Annotated in this window: 15 protein-coding genes; 4 read left to right on the forward strand and 11 right to left on the reverse strand. The window is 37.7% G+C overall.

The features are described from left to right. Positions 1-5: 5 nt before the first annotated feature. The 5 genes from ASG14_RS08035 to ASG14_RS08055 form a co-directional block, all read right to left on the reverse strand. The gene (locus tag ASG14_RS08035) at positions 6-1022 is read right to left on the reverse strand and encodes a YCF48-related protein (RefSeq protein ID WP_056870561.1); all 1017 of its coding nucleotides are present in this window, start codon (positions 1020-1022) and stop codon (positions 6-8) included. Between the two features lie 12 nt (positions 1023-1034). After that, entirely contained in the window at positions 1035-1466 is a 432-nt protein-coding gene (locus ASG14_RS08040) for a DUF2147 domain-containing protein (protein WP_056870562.1), read from the reverse strand. A 90-nt stretch (positions 1467-1556) separates the two neighbouring features. Then, positions 1557-1934 (reverse strand): DoxX family membrane protein, encoded by a 378-nt coding sequence (locus ASG14_RS08045; RefSeq protein ID WP_056870563.1) that lies wholly within the window; start codon positions 1932-1934, stop codon positions 1557-1559. Between the two features lie 90 nt (positions 1935-2024). Then, positions 2025-2525 (reverse strand): DinB family protein, encoded by a 501-nt coding sequence (locus tag ASG14_RS08050; RefSeq protein WP_056870564.1) that lies wholly within the window; start codon positions 2523-2525, stop codon positions 2025-2027. A 3-nt stretch (positions 2526-2528) separates the two neighbouring features. Continuing rightward, a complete protein-coding gene (locus ASG14_RS08055; RefSeq protein ID WP_056870565.1) occupies positions 2529-3023 on the reverse strand; it encodes a DinB family protein in 495 nt (164 codons plus the stop codon). Between the two features lie 132 nt (positions 3024-3155). Here ASG14_RS08055 and ASG14_RS08060 point away from each other — a divergent pair, with 132 nt between their 5' ends. After that, a complete protein-coding gene (locus ASG14_RS08060) occupies positions 3156-4118 on the forward strand; it encodes a GlxA family transcriptional regulator (protein ID WP_056870566.1) in 963 nt (320 codons plus the stop codon). A gap of 288 nt (positions 4119-4406) precedes the next feature. Here ASG14_RS08060 and ASG14_RS08065 read toward each other — a convergent pair whose 3' ends face one another. After that, positions 4407-4589: a hypothetical protein gene (locus ASG14_RS08065; RefSeq protein ID WP_056870567.1), complete on the reverse strand. Its 183-nt coding sequence runs from the start codon at positions 4587-4589 to the stop codon at positions 4407-4409. A 708-nt stretch (positions 4590-5297) separates the two neighbouring features. On the opposite strand from ASG14_RS08065, the gene ASG14_RS08070 reads away from it, so the two are divergent. The 3 genes from ASG14_RS08070 to ASG14_RS20020 all read left to right on the forward strand — a co-directional run bounded on the left by ASG14_RS08070 (position 5298) and on the right by ASG14_RS20020 (position 6814). Further along, complete coding sequence (locus ASG14_RS08070; protein ID WP_056870568.1) at positions 5298-5627, forward strand: hypothetical protein; 330 nt, start codon at positions 5298-5300, stop codon at positions 5625-5627. Continuing rightward, a complete protein-coding gene (locus ASG14_RS08075) occupies positions 5627-6256 on the forward strand; it encodes a hypothetical protein (protein ID WP_082491450.1) in 630 nt (209 codons plus the stop codon). Before ASG14_RS08070 ends, ASG14_RS08075 begins: the two co-directional genes overlap by 1 nt. A gap of 294 nt (positions 6257-6550) precedes the next feature. Further along, positions 6551-6814, forward strand: coding sequence for an HPP family protein (locus ASG14_RS20020; protein WP_082491455.1), 264 nt, complete (start codon positions 6551-6553; stop codon positions 6812-6814). On the opposite strand, the gene ASG14_RS08085 is transcribed toward ASG14_RS20020, so the two are convergent. The 5 genes from ASG14_RS08085 to ASG14_RS08105 form a co-directional block, all read right to left on the reverse strand. Continuing rightward, positions 6761-8770 (reverse strand): discoidin domain-containing protein, encoded by a 2010-nt coding sequence (locus ASG14_RS08085; RefSeq protein ID WP_056870571.1) that lies wholly within the window; start codon positions 8768-8770, stop codon positions 6761-6763. The two genes, ASG14_RS20020 and ASG14_RS08085, sit on opposite strands and share 54 nt — an antisense overlap. Positions 8771-8904: 134 nt before the next feature. Continuing rightward, positions 8905-9876 carry a hypothetical protein gene (locus tag ASG14_RS08090; RefSeq protein WP_056870572.1) on the reverse strand — a complete coding sequence of 324 codons (972 nt, stop codon included), beginning with the start codon at positions 9874-9876 and terminating at the stop codon, positions 8905-8907. An 81-nt stretch (positions 9877-9957) separates the two neighbouring features. Then, positions 9958-11100 (reverse strand): IPT/TIG domain-containing protein, encoded by a 1143-nt coding sequence (locus tag ASG14_RS08095; protein WP_162238722.1) that lies wholly within the window; start codon positions 11098-11100, stop codon positions 9958-9960. 8 nt (positions 11101-11108) lie between these two features. Beyond that, on the reverse strand, positions 11109-12764 hold the full coding sequence (locus ASG14_RS08100) for a RagB/SusD family nutrient uptake outer membrane protein (protein ID WP_056870956.1): 1656 nt from the start codon (positions 12762-12764) through the stop codon (positions 11109-11111). A 20-nt stretch (positions 12765-12784) separates the two neighbouring features. Continuing rightward, positions 12785-15952, reverse strand: a complete 3168-nt coding sequence (locus ASG14_RS08105; protein ID WP_056870574.1) for a TonB-dependent receptor — start codon at positions 15950-15952, stop codon at positions 12785-12787. Positions 15953-16641: the final 689 nt, after the last annotated feature.

Here is a 16641-nt window from a genome sequence, read left to right on the forward strand (position 1 = left end):
AACCCTTACTTTATTTCAAGTTTGTAGATAAATCCTTTATTGCCGGCGAGTACAACCATATTGCCTTTTTTTGCTTTCTGAACGGAGTTAAAACTAACATCTGAGATATGTTTCCAGGTTTTACCACCATCGATAGAAATATCTGTTCCTGAAGTTCCTGTCGCAACTAAAGTGTTCTTATTGATGTATGCAACTCCTGAGCGATATCCTGCAACGGGAATCTTCGGCTCTAGCCAGTTTTTACCTCCGTCGTTAGTAATCAACACGTTGTTGCTGTTTTCTTTATCCTTTACATAATTACCACCAACAACCACACCATTTTTGGCATCGTAGAAATCAATAGAAAACGGACCTGTACTGTTCTCGCCCTGTAAAATCGGACATTTAAATCGTTGCCAGGAAGTTCCGTAGTCTGCCGAGAAATAAATATTTGATTTGGTTCCACCACTCGCAATCCATGTTTTTCCTCCCGGTAAAGTTTTAATCGTGGTTCCACTGGCAGCAAAGGCCGCCTCACCTTTTGCGAGCGGAATCTGAAGATTGGAAGAAATATCCTGCCAGCTTTTTCCCGCATCTACACTTTTCAAAAGCTTCATTTGGTTGTTAATGGGGTCGCCAAAAATTATCGCTTTATTTTTATCCCAAAATCCTAAACAGTCCAAAAAAATGGCTGTGTCGGCATTTTTATAGGTTTCAATCCAGTGTTCACCTCCATCAACAGTTTTTAATACATAAGCAGGCGAACCTGCATTAACAATAATTGCCTCCTTCTCGTTAAAGGCTTCGATATCTCGAAAATCTAGTTTCTCGTAACCTTTTGGTTTTATCCATTGCCAGGTTGCACCACCGTCTACCGTTTTTCCCACAGCGCCATTACTGCCACTAACCCAGGTAACGCGATTGTCAACCACACTCAAGCCCCGTAAACTGGTTTTGGAATTTTCGTTTAAAACACTAAAAGTTTGGGTTTGGCTAGCACAAAAAAAAGGTGCCATAATCAGGCACCATAATAATTTCTTCATATTTAGAATAATTTATTTAACCCTTCTAAAGCTTTCTGAACGACCCAAAAGCGAAATTCCGATGTAACCTCTAACATTCATTACATCGTTGCCTTTGAGCGAAATATTACAGCTGTAAGTTTTTCCACTTTTAGGATCATAAATAGTTCCATCTGTCCATTTGCCGTCTTCATACACAAAATCCTTCAAAATTTCCAAATTTAGTAAAGGCCGGTTTTGTAAACTTGCGGTTGGGTTTTTAACATCTGTTTTAGGTTTGCCATTGATATTTGGTTCCTTTAACCAGGCCAGCTTGCCGAAATATTTATCGCCTTTTTTATAAATTTCTATTTGCCCTTCTCCGGAAGGATTTAACCATTTCCCAACAACTGCATCCTTACTTTGAGCAATTGCGTTAAAACTTATAGCTGCAAATAGCAGCAGTAAAACTTGAAATTTTCTCATAATCGATTTCTATTTAGTGTTTTTAAAGATAGCAATTTGCATTTTCTATGCAAACATAATAAATAGAAAAAACGACAACGACCTCCAATTTTAAACGGAAACCATCGGAAGATACCTGTTACGGTAGGCATAAAACAAAAACAAGTTAAAAATTAGCATAACGGCAACCATGGGTAGCTGTTGCGGTCCCAGATAAAGGTGATAAAAGAATATGTTCAAAGTAACGGGGAAAATGACCAGAGCAGCAAGGGGTGCCGTTCTGCCGATTAAAAGTAAAATGCCACATATTAGTTCAGTAACTTTAATCAGTGGCATTAAATAAACGGAAGCCGAAACGCCCGCCATAAATGTCATCTGTTCAGGCGACATTACCGGTTTTTCTGGCATGTACTTTAGAAAGTAGCTAACAGATGCGAAAAGATACATTGCGCCAAGTAATACCCGGACAATAATAGTTGCGATTTTCATAATTTACGATTGGTTTGGTTATTTAAAAATAATAAAAGGATTGTTTTTTTTCTAATGCACCCAATTATTTTTTCGGTGATGGCTATTTTTTTATGCAAGTTTACTAAATATCGTTGCCAGTTGCCTTGTATGCCGCTGGGTATGAAATAGTACAAAATATACTGCTTCCTGCCTTGTGAGATAGCCCATTTGCGGTAGTTCGAAAGCTTTGCATGTTGCTGATAAATCGAGCGTTGACACGACCTTTAGAATACCCGATTCAATTTCTGCAAGTCTATCAAGCTGAACAATTTTATCGTATTCTTTTTCCGGTGGAACAATAAAATCTGGAGCGTTTAGCTTTAAATCAAAATCTAAAAGGACATGTTTTATGTCCTCAACTTTTTCATCTGGTTTTCGAAATGTATTTTCGGTTTCGCCATTCATAACCTCTGCAAAACCTGCATTTGATAAATTAACATGTTCAACAAGTTGTCCGGCCGTCCAACTGCCCACAAAAGGAACCTGATTAACCTGGCTTTCCCGAAATTTTGCAAACAAAGTCTGGAAATCGGCAAATGTTTGTTTCGTTTCCTCAAATAATTTTTCCATACACTACATATAATTCATTGCCGGATATCCTAATAGCCTGCGCCATAATGCTATCTGCCCTATGCAACTCGCTTCCCGGTAGGTTGTGAAAGAAATGAAGTCGAAAACTGTCATTTCCAGTTCCGGCATTTCGAAGGGCGCATCTAGTTGTGCATCAGTCGCGTTAGTCAGGGCTTCCAGCAATACCGGTGAGATTTTTCTCCAATCATTTTCAAAATCTGCAATAGAGGGATATTTTGCCTCAGCAATAATTCCTTTATTGTTTTCAAAAAATGCTCCGGTTGACGCTTCGACGTTAACACCCAACATTTTTGTCAACTGGAATCTACCATAAACAATGCTTCCCGTTATCCAGGCAATATGATTTGCTTTAGTACCCAACCTTTGCTCAGCATCCTCTTCGCTAATTCCTTCCAGGGCCCGGAACAAAAAGTCTGTATGCATTTCATGCAGCACAATAAGGCCGTACATTTTACTACTCGTAGGATCGTTTTCCATTTCTATTATTCTTGTTCGCTTAACTGAGATTAAAGTTAGCAGTAAAAATGCCTCTAGCGGTTGCCGTAAAAGTCAACCTTAGGGGGCGTTTAAGACAATTATTATTATATTTACGATACTAAATCTAACCGGATGATTAAAATTGCTATAATAATTCCTCAACATTACAAGCTTTTAAGTGTTGCTGCCATTTTGGAAGTTTTCGACAGTGCAAATAAATTTCAGGCGACAAATAATTCGCAATCGGCCTTTGATATCTGTCTACTAACAGCAGAAAAAAGCCTGGATAGCTTCTTTGGCAATTATAATGCTGCAACTATCGACGATGGCGAGTGCTATGACTTAGTACTAATTCCATCATTCACAACAGACAATATAAAGGATACAATTGGTGCCAACCAACGCTTTATACCATGGATTATCAAACAATATAATGCCGGCGCAGAAGTGGCGACTTTTTGTACTGGTGCATTTTTATTAGGTGCAACCGGCCTACTCGACGGTAAAGCCGCCACGACACATGTTGATGCCTGCAACGCTTTCGCATCGGCATTTCCGGCTGTACGCTTAAAACCTGATAAAACGGTTACCCAAGACGGCAGATTGTTTACCAGTGGTGGCGCAACCTCAACCTTTCACCTGTTACTGTACTTGTTGCAGATACATTGTGGAAAAGATTTGGCCATTAAAACAGCGAAAGTTTTTGCTATTGATATGGACAGACATAACCAATCTTACTTCAGTTCTTTTCAACCAACTAGGCATCATAATGACGAGCTTGTGGCATCAGCACAGCAGAAAATTGAAAGCAATTATCAGGATGTAGCAACGATTGAAGAAATGATTAAAGATATACCTTCTAGTCGGAGAAATATTGTAAGGCGTTTTAAACAGGTTATTGGTATAACCCCAATTGAATATCTGCAACAAACCAGGATTGAAGCTGCGAAAAAACTATTAGAGCAAACCGCACAACAGATGACTGAAGTTATTTATAATTCTGGCTATAACGATCCGAAGGCATTTAGGAAGATTTTCAGGAAAACTGTTGGAATGACTCCTTCACAATATCGAGATAAGTTTCAGGCCAGGTAGGTACTTACTGTGCGATATTTCTTTCCATATTGTGTAATCATTGTGGTACATTAGAAATTAATGCTCATTAACAAAATAATTCTGATTAACTTAACGTTATAGTATTTTAACCAAATAGTTATATTATGAGCACATTATTTCTAATTCTTGGTTCTTTCTATTTTATTTCAATTTGCGCAATGGTTTATTGCTATTATTCAGCAGAACCAATGCCACGCGACTACGATAAATTTTAGAATTTTTTATTGCTGATGGCTTTTCCTGCTTTCGCCTAACAAATCTGACTGGTTATTTTATAACTAAGATTATCCCGTCGTTTTTTATTTTATAGAAATATTCGTTCTGCGTATTGTGTTTCAATATCTGAATATCTACAACTTCTCCTCTCTTACCGTTGTCAAGGCAAATATAATCTCCTTTCCTCACAGCTTCCAGCACATACGTATTTGTGTATTTCGAAATATTAATCATAACATTATTATTGCTTGTTAAGTTAACAACTTAAAGGCCAATTAGTTTGAGTGACGTAAAAACCTTCAATGCTTGACGATGAAATTTAGAACTTATTTTTTTAAGCAAAAAAGCCCTGTAAATTGTGAGTTTACAGGGCTTTTCATTGTTATTAAGTACCCTCTCGGAGGAATACTTTGAACACTTAAGTGCTTTCTTACAGGTCCTTGGGCCAATTGTCGATGACTTAAAGAGCAAGGGATTTATATAAAAATCTAGTTTTTCGGAAAAATGGCAACCGTTGTACTAAAAATTTAGAACACAAAAACTTGGCAAATGTCAAGAATAAAAGTTTCTAATTTTTGCCCTAATGTGGATAAACTGGAAAAACCATTCCACTAACCCCTCTGCGCGAAAACATGGATACAAAGACAAGCAATAATCTATATTAAATTTAATTTCTGGTGCGACGGATCAATCTATTCTAGTTTAGCCACTTTAGCCTCAAAAAATACTTAAAACTAAGTAGCCTAAGTATATTATTTACCGACTGCCAAAAATAACACTTTCAGACTATCAGAGCCGATGAGGTGATGCGATGATCGAAACGGGTATATTAGCAGTGTATAATCCACTCTTCCTAAACGACTAATTACAACCATGTAGGAAAATGCCTGAGTGAGAGGTAAATCAGGAGCTAAATATTTATATTAGGGCAAATTAGAATCAATGGCCAGAAAAATCAGAAAAGATATTACCGTAAAGGGTCTTGAGAAAAAACTCGGAGTGGCACCGGGTACAATTAAAAATCTTGATGGCCGGGATGCCAGAAGTGACAAAAAACTGGAAACGTTACAAAAGGAAGCCGCCAGAGCTTTAAAAAAAACACCTATAAAAAAAACGGCATCAAAACCCGCAATGACAAAGACAGTCAAAGCCAAGCCAGTGACAGCAGATCAGAAAACCGCAGCAAAAAGAAAAGTTAAAAGAAATCCACGGGCTACGGTTAGCATGGTTAAAAAAGTTCAGGCGGCCATTAAAAAAACAGGGAACAAATAATGGTACAGCCCGCTGATTTCCTCAATAACGTCTTCATTAATTGCCCTTTTGATCAGGGTTATCACAACATGTTCGAGGCAATCGTATTCACAATCCATGACTGTGGTTTCATCGCCAGATGTGCGCGGGAAGAAGATGACGGTGGGGATGTACGTTTCAGTAAGATTGTCCGCATCATTGAAGACTGCAAGTATGGCATTCATGACATCTCCAAGGCTGATTTGGATGCCGAATCAGGGCTGGCTAGATTCAATATGCCGCTGGAACTGGGCCTTTTTCTTGGGGCGCAGCGCTATGCAGCAAAAGGTCATTATAATAAAGAAAAAAAGGCTTTGGTTCTGGATAGTGAGCAATACAGATATCAGATTTTTGTTTCTGATCTGGCGGGCACAGACATTGCCAGCCATGATAACTCTATTGAAATACTGATGAATAAGGTGCGTGATTTTCTGTTTAATAATTCACGGCGTAAGAGTATACCTAGCGGTAACTTTATTTACGACCGGTTCCTGACCTTCAATGCAGCTTTGCCTGATTACTGTCTGAATGCACACTGGGACAGGGCAAATCTTTCCTTTATTGCCTATACCATTTGCGTAAGCGAATGGCTTGAACTCAACCCAATCTAAGTTTATGGTTAGCAATACAATTCATGGCGACTTGCCAACCCTTACATTGAGCACTGAAGAAATGACCGAACAGATTTACGCTATTTTCAAGGCTCATCCAGGATCCTATTATTTCACTTCTCTCGTAGCAACCTTTTCTGACCACCTGCTCAATCAGCAAATCGGTTTTTCCTATGCATCAAATACAACGTACGTCGGAATAATCCATTATGGGGATCAAGCGAGGGTGCGTGAAATCGTTTGGGATATGATCATTTCCCGCTACCTGACTATGGGAGGTCATGGTCATAACGAATGACTTTTCTAGGCTCGTTTGTAGGCATTGCACTTGTAGGCTTAATCCATAGTGAGTATTTCACAGCATATGATAACCTATTTGTCATAGGTTCCTTTGGCGCGAGCTCAGTACTCATATATGGCATAATAAACAGCCCGTTGACACAGCCCAGAAACATCATAGGCGGTCACGTTGTTAGTGCATTTGTGGGAGTGTGTATTTATAATTTAGTATACTTCCAATTCTGTAATCGATGTATCTCCTTTACCCAATTTATTTGATACATTAAATCTAATTTTAATAGTTGTGATTGGGGTGAAAGAATATGAATCATCCAATTCACTTCTACTTTTATTCTCTCCCAAGATTAACTTTTTCCAGTTTCCGTTATCCCAATAAGAAAACTCATAATATTTCGGTTTTTCAAAACGGTTGTGCTCTTGCCGAAAGAATACTTTTAAGCCCTGTATAATTCTATCTTTTTCAAAATTAATTTCCAGCCAATCTTCTTTATTTACAGAGCCAAGGTTTGTCCAACTATTTCTTACGTTTTCAAAATCCCACACTCTACCGTCGATTGCCATTAAGGGATTATACAAACTGTTTGTAAAAGAGGCGGTCGCTTTTGGAAAGTCTTTCCCTGCTAAATTGACAGCGAGATTAACTGGTATTTTAATATTACTGAGAACCCGTGCATTTGGAATTTGATAGACATTTTTTTTTATTTCTTTCAGTCGTTTACCATCAACAAATACAGAAAGACCTTTTCCTGAAGAGTATTTTTTTCCACTTTTGTCATAAATTAAATTAATCTCGTGTCCATGATAATCAAGGTTTTGCAAACTAAAATAAGTAATCTCATCGCTCACTATTGGCTGTATCTTCAATTGATTTCCATCTGCAGGTATAATTCCGCATAAACCGGAAATAATCAAATTAGTGAAACCAGAATGATTGTAATGTTCGCTTCTTTCATCAATGTACACTATAGATTCGTTTTTATCAGGATTATAGTTTTCTAGAATATTTAAGGAGTCTTTGTAAAAATGCTGATTCGCATATTTTTGCAATTCATGTATATAAACTTTAGAAGTGATAATATTTTGATGATAATTATGGATCAAGTTTGCCATTCCCATTAACACCTGAGTAGTCTGATATGGCCAACTGGGACCGTTCCATTGACATTCTTTCAAACCCGTTGCCTTATCATAACGGTATTGCTTCATGTAATATTGGTAGGAAGGTTCCACTGTTCTCAATCCGTATTTGCCGTTGAAAGCATTTGTGTCGGTCAGCTGTTTCCAGGACCGATTGAACACTGACTTGTCATCTGGCATATTGAAAACCCATGGCACAAAGCCTATCAATTCCCTGCCAGGGATAAAATCCCAATATTTTACAAATTTGTTTGTTTTTTGGTAACGGTCTGTAAAATGGTTAAGCTCTTTATTCCACATCTTATCCTGGAAGATATTTTTAATTTGTTTTGCCTTTTGCTCGAAAGATGTGGCAAGAGTGGTTTTACCAGCTAACGATGCGATATTTTTAATGGCCAGTGCATTGGCGTACATGTAAGCATTTATGGATGGTCGAAAAGCAAAACCACCTTTAAAACCATCTTTACCTCCACTGGCTTCAATAGAAGAAATGCTATATTCTGTTGCATCGTTAATTGGCTCGATATAATATAATTGTTTAGTTGAATCATATTTATCATCCCAGGCTTCATAGATTCTCAACATATCTTTTAGTTGGGAAGTGATAAATTCAATATCAGGATTTACTTTATAGTAAGCATATGAAGCGTCTGCAATTGATTCGGTGAAGTGCCTGTCATTGCCCCCACTTTTATACATGTAATTGATATAATCTTCTACATAGTTATGATTTTTTAACCAACGGGCTTCATAGATATGAAAAGGGGTTGCGCAATTGATGGTATTATAGGGTTTTAAATCCCAACTCATTCCATTCAAAAATTCTGTAAAAACATATCCCTTCTCACCAATATTTCTGAGGTGTGCTTTTAATAATCGCCAACGGTAATAGTAAACCTGTTCAAGCTTTTTATCAGAACATTCAAAAAAGGGAATATTTTTAAGATACCAATCTGCCCGAACACCATAATATTGATCAGCTAAAATGTTGATTGCTGGTAGAACTGGTGACTTTTCCTGAGCAGTTGCGCCATGAAATATTACCCAAAAGATAAGGGCTAAAAATAAGTTTTTCAAAATAGTTGGCTTAGTGAACGCTTAATTTCCAGATACAAATTCAGATGTATTATTGTCGTTTTCCAAATAATCTAATAATATATTTAGTTAAGACAAAAATGTGTTTTGCAATAAACCAACAATGGGATAAATCGCTACAATAAATTATAAATTGCATCAAAATATGGCGTGTTTGGAACAAATGCGGCTGGATTAGGATTAGTATACCATGTTGGACTGACCATATTCATTGTTCCTCCATCACCATTCCAACACCATCCTAATACTTTAAATCCTTTTGATTTTGCGTGAGTCACAATAGCTGACCAATCCACTGGCCCATTAGCGGGTTCATTGCCAAATTCACCGATGATGCAGGCTCTTCCAGTAGCATACAGATCATCAATATCAGAGATATTTATGTTACGTCCTTTATTCTGATTGTATCCATTTCTATAAACATGCGCTGACAAAATAATATCTGTATCTGTAATTTTTACGCCACTTATACCAGTGCCACTTATAGCCTGGGCAGCCGTAGTTGTTTCTTGGCCATACCCTGGGCAATCAATAATTATTTTTCCAGTATATACGCCTCTTATTATTGAAATCGCATTGTTGTAGGTTTCAGCATAATTTTTTGCGGTAATACCATGGCTTCCCCATTCATTTATTAAGTTAATGGTAAATGCTCCAGAAGCAGATAAGCTAGCATAGTTTGTTTTCCACCAATTTGCTGCAGCAACAACTTCATTTGCATCATCTGAACCAAGAACTGTGTATTTATGATAAGTAGCAATAACACTGTACCCATTGCTTAGGGCCTGCTGTATCCACAATTTACCCTGACTAACCTTATCAGGTTCAATTTCTATACGTACCGTTTTTATTTTAGTATACTGTTTCATCAATTCCCAGCCAAATTTAACCACACCGTTATTAGCATATGAGGGCTGTAGATTAACGCCATTACCAAAATTCACTTCTACTGGTTTAATAACCACTGGTACTACAGCTGGTTTTTCTTCAACACTTGCAACTGCGGTGCTTTTTTTACATCCAACAAAACAGATCAGGATTACTGCAAGAAACTTACTGAAAATAAGAAGGTAATTTGTGATTTTCATTATGATTGTTTTTATATTACTATTGAAATCAAAAAAAATCCTAACGCAAAACTGAATGCTTGCGTTAGGAAAACTATATTTTTAAATAAAGCCAATATCATCTACATAAATAACGCTTGGTGCAAAACCGCTGTACTCTTGCAGAACAATTTCTGTTATTGTTCCAGGACTACCCAAGGAAGATAGAGGTACTGTAAAATCTGTATATACTCCTGCAGTAAGTGTGAGTAGCACTCGCGCTGTTGCATTATAATTGCCATTGATGGTTAAATAAACTCTTTTACCAGTCGAGCCTGGCCCACCATATATAGAAAGTTTTATAGATGTTAATCCTAAGGTTGCAGTATTGATTATTGCACCGTTATAAAATATTTTAAAACCATCATAACCTGCTCCAAAATTTGTTTGCAGGGATTTCAAATCTCTTTTTGGATTAACTAAACTTATTACAGTTGTTCCTGTATTAAATGCACTAGTTTGCCAGCTGGTCGCTAATGCCTCATCAAACACTACGTATTTAAATCCAAAAGCGCCCGCAGACTTAGCAATTCCACCTGCTGTTTCCACAAAGATATTTGCTTGAACTACGCCTGCCGGCACTTTAACTTTAATTTGCGTTTTGGTGGGTGTACCTACTATTTCTGCATTAATTGTTCCGAATCTTACTGCTATCAGGTTTTCAAAGGTTGTTCCATTTATCGTAACAATTTCATTAGCTCCTGCAGCTAAAGGAGCGAAATCCGTTATTGATGCGATAGGTTGCTTTATTGGAAACTTAAATTTAACAGTTCCGAATTTTGTAGTCAGGATAATCTCATCAGATTGCCCTGGACCATAAGGTGTAAATTTCCCTGTATTTACTATTACGCTATTTTCGGTTACTAAGGTTGGATTAAAATAGACTGGAAATCCATTAAAAGAAACTGCGGAAGTTGTTTTTAAATTTGTACCAACAATAGCGTATACATTATTCAAAGCTCCGCTTACTACAGTTGAGTCGAACGGCACTAGCCTATAATCATCATATATCTGATTTTGATCCAAGGTAAAACGATGTGTAACAGATTTAATCGTATCAAGTCTAGCGATGATACGGATTCTTTCAATTGTCGGTGAAGCTTTAGCTCCATCTGATTCTCCTTTCTTACAAGAAGAAAATATAGTCACCATAATTATTGGCAGAAGCAATAATATGCTTGCAGGTTTTTTTAAGATATTTCTCATAATTTTCATTATTTAAATGCGTATGGCACTGGTGGAAGCAAAAGTTTTGGATTTGCATTGGTTTCTGCAGCTGGATAAAGGAAATAGAAATCTTTATTTGTGATGGTCACATAACCATTTCCATATCTTTTGGGTACAACATCATTATTTGCTCCCCCTCTATCCTGTTGAGCAATAAGAGCAATGGCTCTAGGATGATTTGTGGTATTAAAACCATCCAATCTTCCTAAATCGAACCAAAAATCATTCTCAAATGCTAATTCACGCCTTCGCTCATTTAAAATATCATCGACAATTAATCTGGCAGGTGTCTGAGCCGGAGCACCGGCTACTGCTGCAGCAGGATTTGGTACCGTGTAGTTTCTGTTAATTATCGTTAAATCACCCAGACCAGCCCTGTTTCTAACTTTATTAATGGCACTAAGTGCAGCACCGTCCGTACTAGCGGAAGCCCCATTCATGATAGCTTCAGCTAGGATTAAATAAACTTCGGAGTATCGCATCATGTAGGTGTTGTTCGCTGCTGCCTGACGACCACCAAATCCTCCATTATCTGCAGGGCTTCCCACGACATATTTTTTAACCGCTGCATGTACATCCGCGGGGTTAGCTGTTAAAGGGAAAGTATAACCACCGTTTACCTTATTAATTTCAGGGTAGAAATCTCCAGGCAACATGATTGTTGCTTTTCTACGCTTATCACCAGATTGATAGAGATCCTGCAAATCATAAGTTGGAGCCAATAAGCTGTAACCATCACCTGTAGTAGTAATGCCATTAAAAGCAAATGCAGCCTGCTGAGGATTTCCTTCTCCGTAATTACCCGTCTTTGCCCATTGCAAAGCGATTACCGATTCCTCATTATTATTATTTTCTGTTAAGAAAAGGTCGTTATAGGTTTTACTGGTAATGTCCGTTCCATAGAGCTTAAATTCCCCACTGCTGATTACTTTTTGTGCTTCTAATCTGGCATTGGTGTAATCCTGCATATATAGGTAAACCTTGGACAATAATGCAGAGGCAGAACCACTTGAAAGCCTGCCCGTCCCATAACCAGACCTGATCATAGGCGTTAAATTGGCTTCAGCAAATTTTAGGTCATTCACCATAAACTTGTAAATATCTGGTATAGGGGCAGTATTAACCTGATAATCTTTAATATAATCAGCACTATTCTCGATTATTGGAACGGGGCCAAAAGTTCTTACCAAATGAAAGTAGGCTAAAGCCCTCCACAAACGCGCCTCACCTAAGGCATTATTTACTACAGCTTTGTCCACACCAGGATCAACCTTAACTGGCAGTGTATTAATTACAGCATTCGCCTGAGCGACTACAGTAAATAAGGCATTCCATGCAGATTCCAGTTGAGAGTTACCACTGGTAACTGAAAAATTGAAGAAGTTTACGATATCTGAAGATGAACCTTTGCCGTTACCAGCAGCCAAATCAGTAATAGCCCAACCAGATTTTCCACACCAGCCAAACCAGGTTACACTATAAAGCGCATTTGTTGTCGCCTGAACTTCTGATACTGATTTATAATAATTATCTATTGTTATTGCACTCTGAGGTGTCCTATCAAAGAAGCTCTTTTTGCAACCTGAGATCGTTATTACCGATAAAACTGCTATCGTTGTTAAAAATTTTATTTGCTTTCTCATTTTAAAATCCATTATCTAATTTAAAATTTTGCATTAACACCAAAAGTGATAATCCTTGGACTCGGGTATCTACCTATATCCACATTCGATAAAAATACGTTTTGATCAATAGCCCCAATTTCTGGATCTAAACCTGTGTAATTAGTGAAAGTATATAAATTCTGAGCGCTGACATAAACCTTTAATCCACTTAATTTCACTTTGGACAGATATTTTGTTGGAAAATTGTATCCTAAACTAATGTTCTGTATTCTCAGGAAAGATCCGCTTTCCAAAAATCTATCAGAGTTTTTTAGATTTGGATTATCTCCACTTTTTGGTGCGGGAATGTTTGATTCAGGATTCGTTGGTTTCCAATAGTTAGCAACACTTGCCAACTGATTGGAATATAATCCAGCCAGGCTACTTACTTTATAATTTAAGGCATTGAAAATCTTCGATCCGTAGGAACCATTTAAGAAAACAGTGAGATCGAAATTTTTAAAAGAGAAATTATTGGTAATACCGTAAGTAAATTTTGGATTGGGATCGCCCAAATAAGTTTGGTCATTCTCATCAATTTTCCCATCGCCATTAATATCTTCAAACTGGATATCCCCCAACCATGTGCCCCCGCTTCTGTTTTGTAATGGCCTGTCAAACTGTATTGGGGCGTTCCTTAACTGCTCGTCAGTTTTGAAAATTCCTTTAACTCTGTAGCCATAAAACTGTCCAACTGGTCCACCTACATAGGTTCTCGAAACTGGAAGTGATAGAAATCCTACTCCAATACTTGCTGGTAAGTAAGGCGTTCCTGGAGCCAGTTCGATAACTCTATTTTTATTAAATGACATATTAGCACTGGTACTCCACTTGAAGTCCCCCACCATATTGCGACTGGTCAAGCTAAATTCGAAGCCTGTATTTCTTAGTTCACCACCGTTTATAAATGGGGCTTTAATTACGCCTGCACTGGAATATTCAGCTACTTTTCCAAGTAGATAGGCAGGCAATTGTGATTGAAAAAGGAAGTCTTTTGAGGTTTTTCTATAAACATCGACCGATACATCTAATCTGGAGTTAAATACGCTAAAATCCAAACCAGCATCAGCCTGAATTTGAGTTTCCCATTTTAGCAACGGGTTTTCCACTTTATCGAGTGCATAGCCATTCCCTAAACCAGTGACGTAAGGAACCAATGCCACTCCATAGGAATAGTTTGGTATAGCTTGATTCCCTGTACCGCCATAGCTCACTCTAAATCTAATATCATCAACCTTACCTTTCAGATTTTTAGCAAAAGATTCTTCAGATATTTTCCATGATGCACCAATAGATGGGAATATACCGACCTGGTTTCCAGGGGCAAACTTTGATGATTTATCAGACCTAACGGTTGCCGTAAAACTGTATCGTTTATCAAAAGTATAAATTGCCCTTACAAAGAAGGACTCTAATGCCTGGCTATCTTTGTATTCATTATTAGTTGCTGTTTTTGCATCCCCTAAGTTGAGTGACTGCAAATCGTTGCTTAAAAAACTAGCTCTACTCAAGTTTGTTCCTTTCCACGAAGACTGGTTAACCTCATAGCCTGCCAGAGCAGTTAGATCGTGCTTTTTACCAAATACTTTTTTGTAGGTTAAATATTCTTTCCAGGCCCAATAAGTGTTACCCGAGTAATATTCAGTAAGTTTATTGGTTAAATTAATATCCAAGGGGCCATTATTAAAAGTAGGTAAAAACTGCCTTGCTTCGGAAGAACTAAAGTCGCCATTCAATTCCGATCTCAGGGTTAAGCCCTTTACAAATGTTATATCCGCATATGCACTTCCATTCAATCCGCTTCTCAAAAGCGTATTGGTGATTGTTAAAGCTTGTGCAAGTGGATTTGGGGGCGTTCCTGATTCAAATATCTGTCCACCGGTAAAAGATCCGTCTGTATTGCGTACCGCTCGATCTGGAGAACTTAATAATGCATTATTTGCCACACCGCCATTATCGCTCAGACCTCTGTTTTCAAAACTTCTACTTCCAGAAACCGAGACACCCGTTTTAAACCACTCCCTAACCTGGCCATTAACATTTGTTCTAAAGGAGTAGCGATCATAATCGCCGCCAATAATTGTACCTTCCTGGTTGATATAAGCACCCGATATATAATAATCCGTTCCATCCTTAGCCCCTGAAAGTGAAATTTGATGGTTTTGCTGTTTTGCTGTTCTAAAAATCTCATCTTGCCAGTTCGTACCATTACTTAATAGTTGAGGGTTGGCAAATTCAGCTCTACGGGCAACGCCTAATACATCAGCAAGATCATTTTGATATCTGGCATACTGAGGTAAATTCATCACATCCAAAAAGCGGCCTTGTTGTCTTATACCATAGTAACCTTCATAAGTAATTACGCCCTGCCCGTTCCGACCTCTTTTAGTTGTTATAAGCACGACACCGTTGGAGCCCCGACTACCATATATGGCTGTTGCGGATGCATCTTTTAATATTTGTATGGATTCAATATCACTCGGATTGAGTGCGCTTAAAGGGCTAACTGTAGTTCCACCATTCCCTCCCCCTTGTTCACCTTTATTGTCTAAAGCTAATGCTCTTCCACTGGTGGCGATATTCTTAGGATCTCCAGAGATCGCTATCCCGTCGATAACGTAAAGGGGATCATTGGCCGCACTTAAAGAGGTAATACCGCGGATTCTTACCGAAGTATTACTACCAGGGGCACCCGAGTTTTGACTTACGTAAACTCCGGCAGCTTTACCCTGCAATAATTGATCAACGCTAACTTGAGGAATCTCTTGAATATCCTTCGCCGTAATTGTGGAAATCGAGCTATTCAAATCACTCTTTTTCTGAGTGCCGTAGCCAATTGCAACCACTTCATTTAAAGTCTCTGAGGACTCTTCCAGGGTTAATACGATGTAAGATCGCTTAGCTAAGTTAATCTCCCTGGAGACATATCCAACAAAACTGACCCTCAGAACTGAATTATCTGCTTTTACTCGAATTGCAAATTCTCCTTTGATATCGGTAAACATATTTGTTTTCTCGCCCTTGACGCTTACCGAAGCGCCCGCGATAGGCTGATTTTGTTTATCAACTATTTTCCCGCTAACTTGTCTTTCCTGAGCGTGAACACTAAGAAAGCTAGTTGTGATAAATAGTAGGCAACAAAATTTTAAGTAAAAATTTCTTCTCATACTCTTTAGTTATAATATTTGGTTAATTGAAATCAAATATATACCAGAGCACAAGAGCTTTACTAATACTTTTATAACAAAACATACTGCAAATATGTTAGTTATCATTATTTTAACGCTAAGACTATAATTCGAAAGCTATGAACCAACGAAAAATACAAAACCAAACCCAGACTCATTCACGGAAATAAATAACTTATAGAGCGCCCCAGACACCAAAAACAGGCTACTCCGAAAATCAACTCTAAACATCAGTAAATGATCGTAAATCCACAACCAAAAAATTTCAGATATGACTCTTATATATCTCCCCACCACAAGAAGAATATCACTTATTTAACATGGTATTAATTTAACAAATAGCAATGCAATATTTACCTAACTTTTGATTTTAGCTTTTACCATAATCAATTAGAATCTAAATAAAGTGCATGAGTTTCAACGAAGCGATTATTTTGAGCTTCTCGCATTAACAAAATTGACCTCGGATTTTTATCGATATTTCCAATAAAAGTGCCGTCATCATTTTATTTTTAAGTCCTTAAATCTAGACTGCTTTGATGAATATTGAATGATTGTATTTAGCTTATGCACCTATTGAATGCAAATAGAGTGAAATGGAATAATCCACTTCATCAAGATGAGTACTTTGAGGATGCTGGCTGCCCGCTGCTCCCAAAAAAAAGTCT

The sequence above is a fragment of the Pedobacter sp. Leaf194 genome (assembly GCF_001423945.1).
GTDB lineage: Bacteria > Bacteroidota > Bacteroidia > Sphingobacteriales > Sphingobacteriaceae > Pedobacter.

Bases quoted from the DNA above. Each gene is read 5' to 3' on its own strand.
- ASG14_RS08050 (WP_056870564.1), bottom strand. From the start codon at position 2,525: ATGGAAAAATTATTTGAGGAAACGAAACAAACATTTGCCGATTTCCAG.
- ASG14_RS08060 (WP_056870566.1), top strand. From the start codon at position 3,156: ATGATTAAAATTGCTATAATAATTCCTCAACATTACAAGCTTTTAAGT.
- ASG14_RS08100 (WP_056870956.1), bottom strand. From the start codon at position 12,764: ATGAGAAAGCAAATAAAATTTTTAACAACGATAGCAGTTTTATCGGTA.
- ASG14_RS08090 (WP_056870572.1), bottom strand. From the start codon at position 9,876: ATGAAAATCACAAATTACCTTCTTATTTTCAGTAAGTTTCTTGCAGTA.
- ASG14_RS08040 (WP_056870562.1), bottom strand. From the start codon at position 1,466: ATGAGAAAATTTCAAGTTTTACTGCTGCTATTTGCAGCTATAAGTTTT.
- ASG14_RS08035 (WP_056870561.1), bottom strand. From the start codon at position 1,022: ATGAAGAAATTATTATGGTGCCTGATTATGGCACCTTTTTTTTGTGCT.
- ASG14_RS20020 (WP_082491455.1), top strand. From the start codon at position 6,551: ATGACTTTTCTAGGCTCGTTTGTAGGCATTGCACTTGTAGGCTTAATC.
- ASG14_RS08075 (WP_082491450.1), top strand. From the start codon at position 5,627: ATGGTACAGCCCGCTGATTTCCTCAATAACGTCTTCATTAATTGCCCT.
- ASG14_RS08095 (WP_162238722.1), bottom strand. From the start codon at position 11,100: ATGAGAAATATCTTAAAAAAACCTGCAAGCATATTATTGCTTCTGCCA.
- ASG14_RS08105 (WP_056870574.1), bottom strand. From the start codon at position 15,952: ATGAGAAGAAATTTTTACTTAAAATTTTGTTGCCTACTATTTATCACA.
- ASG14_RS08045 (WP_056870563.1), bottom strand. From the start codon at position 1,934: ATGAAAATCGCAACTATTATTGTCCGGGTATTACTTGGCGCAATGTAT.
- ASG14_RS08055 (WP_056870565.1), bottom strand. From the start codon at position 3,023: ATGGAAAACGATCCTACGAGTAGTAAAATGTACGGCCTTATTGTGCTG.
- ASG14_RS08070 (WP_056870568.1), top strand. From the start codon at position 5,298: ATGGCCAGAAAAATCAGAAAAGATATTACCGTAAAGGGTCTTGAGAAA.
- ASG14_RS08065 (WP_056870567.1), bottom strand. From the start codon at position 4,589: ATGATTAATATTTCGAAATACACAAATACGTATGTGCTGGAAGCTGTG.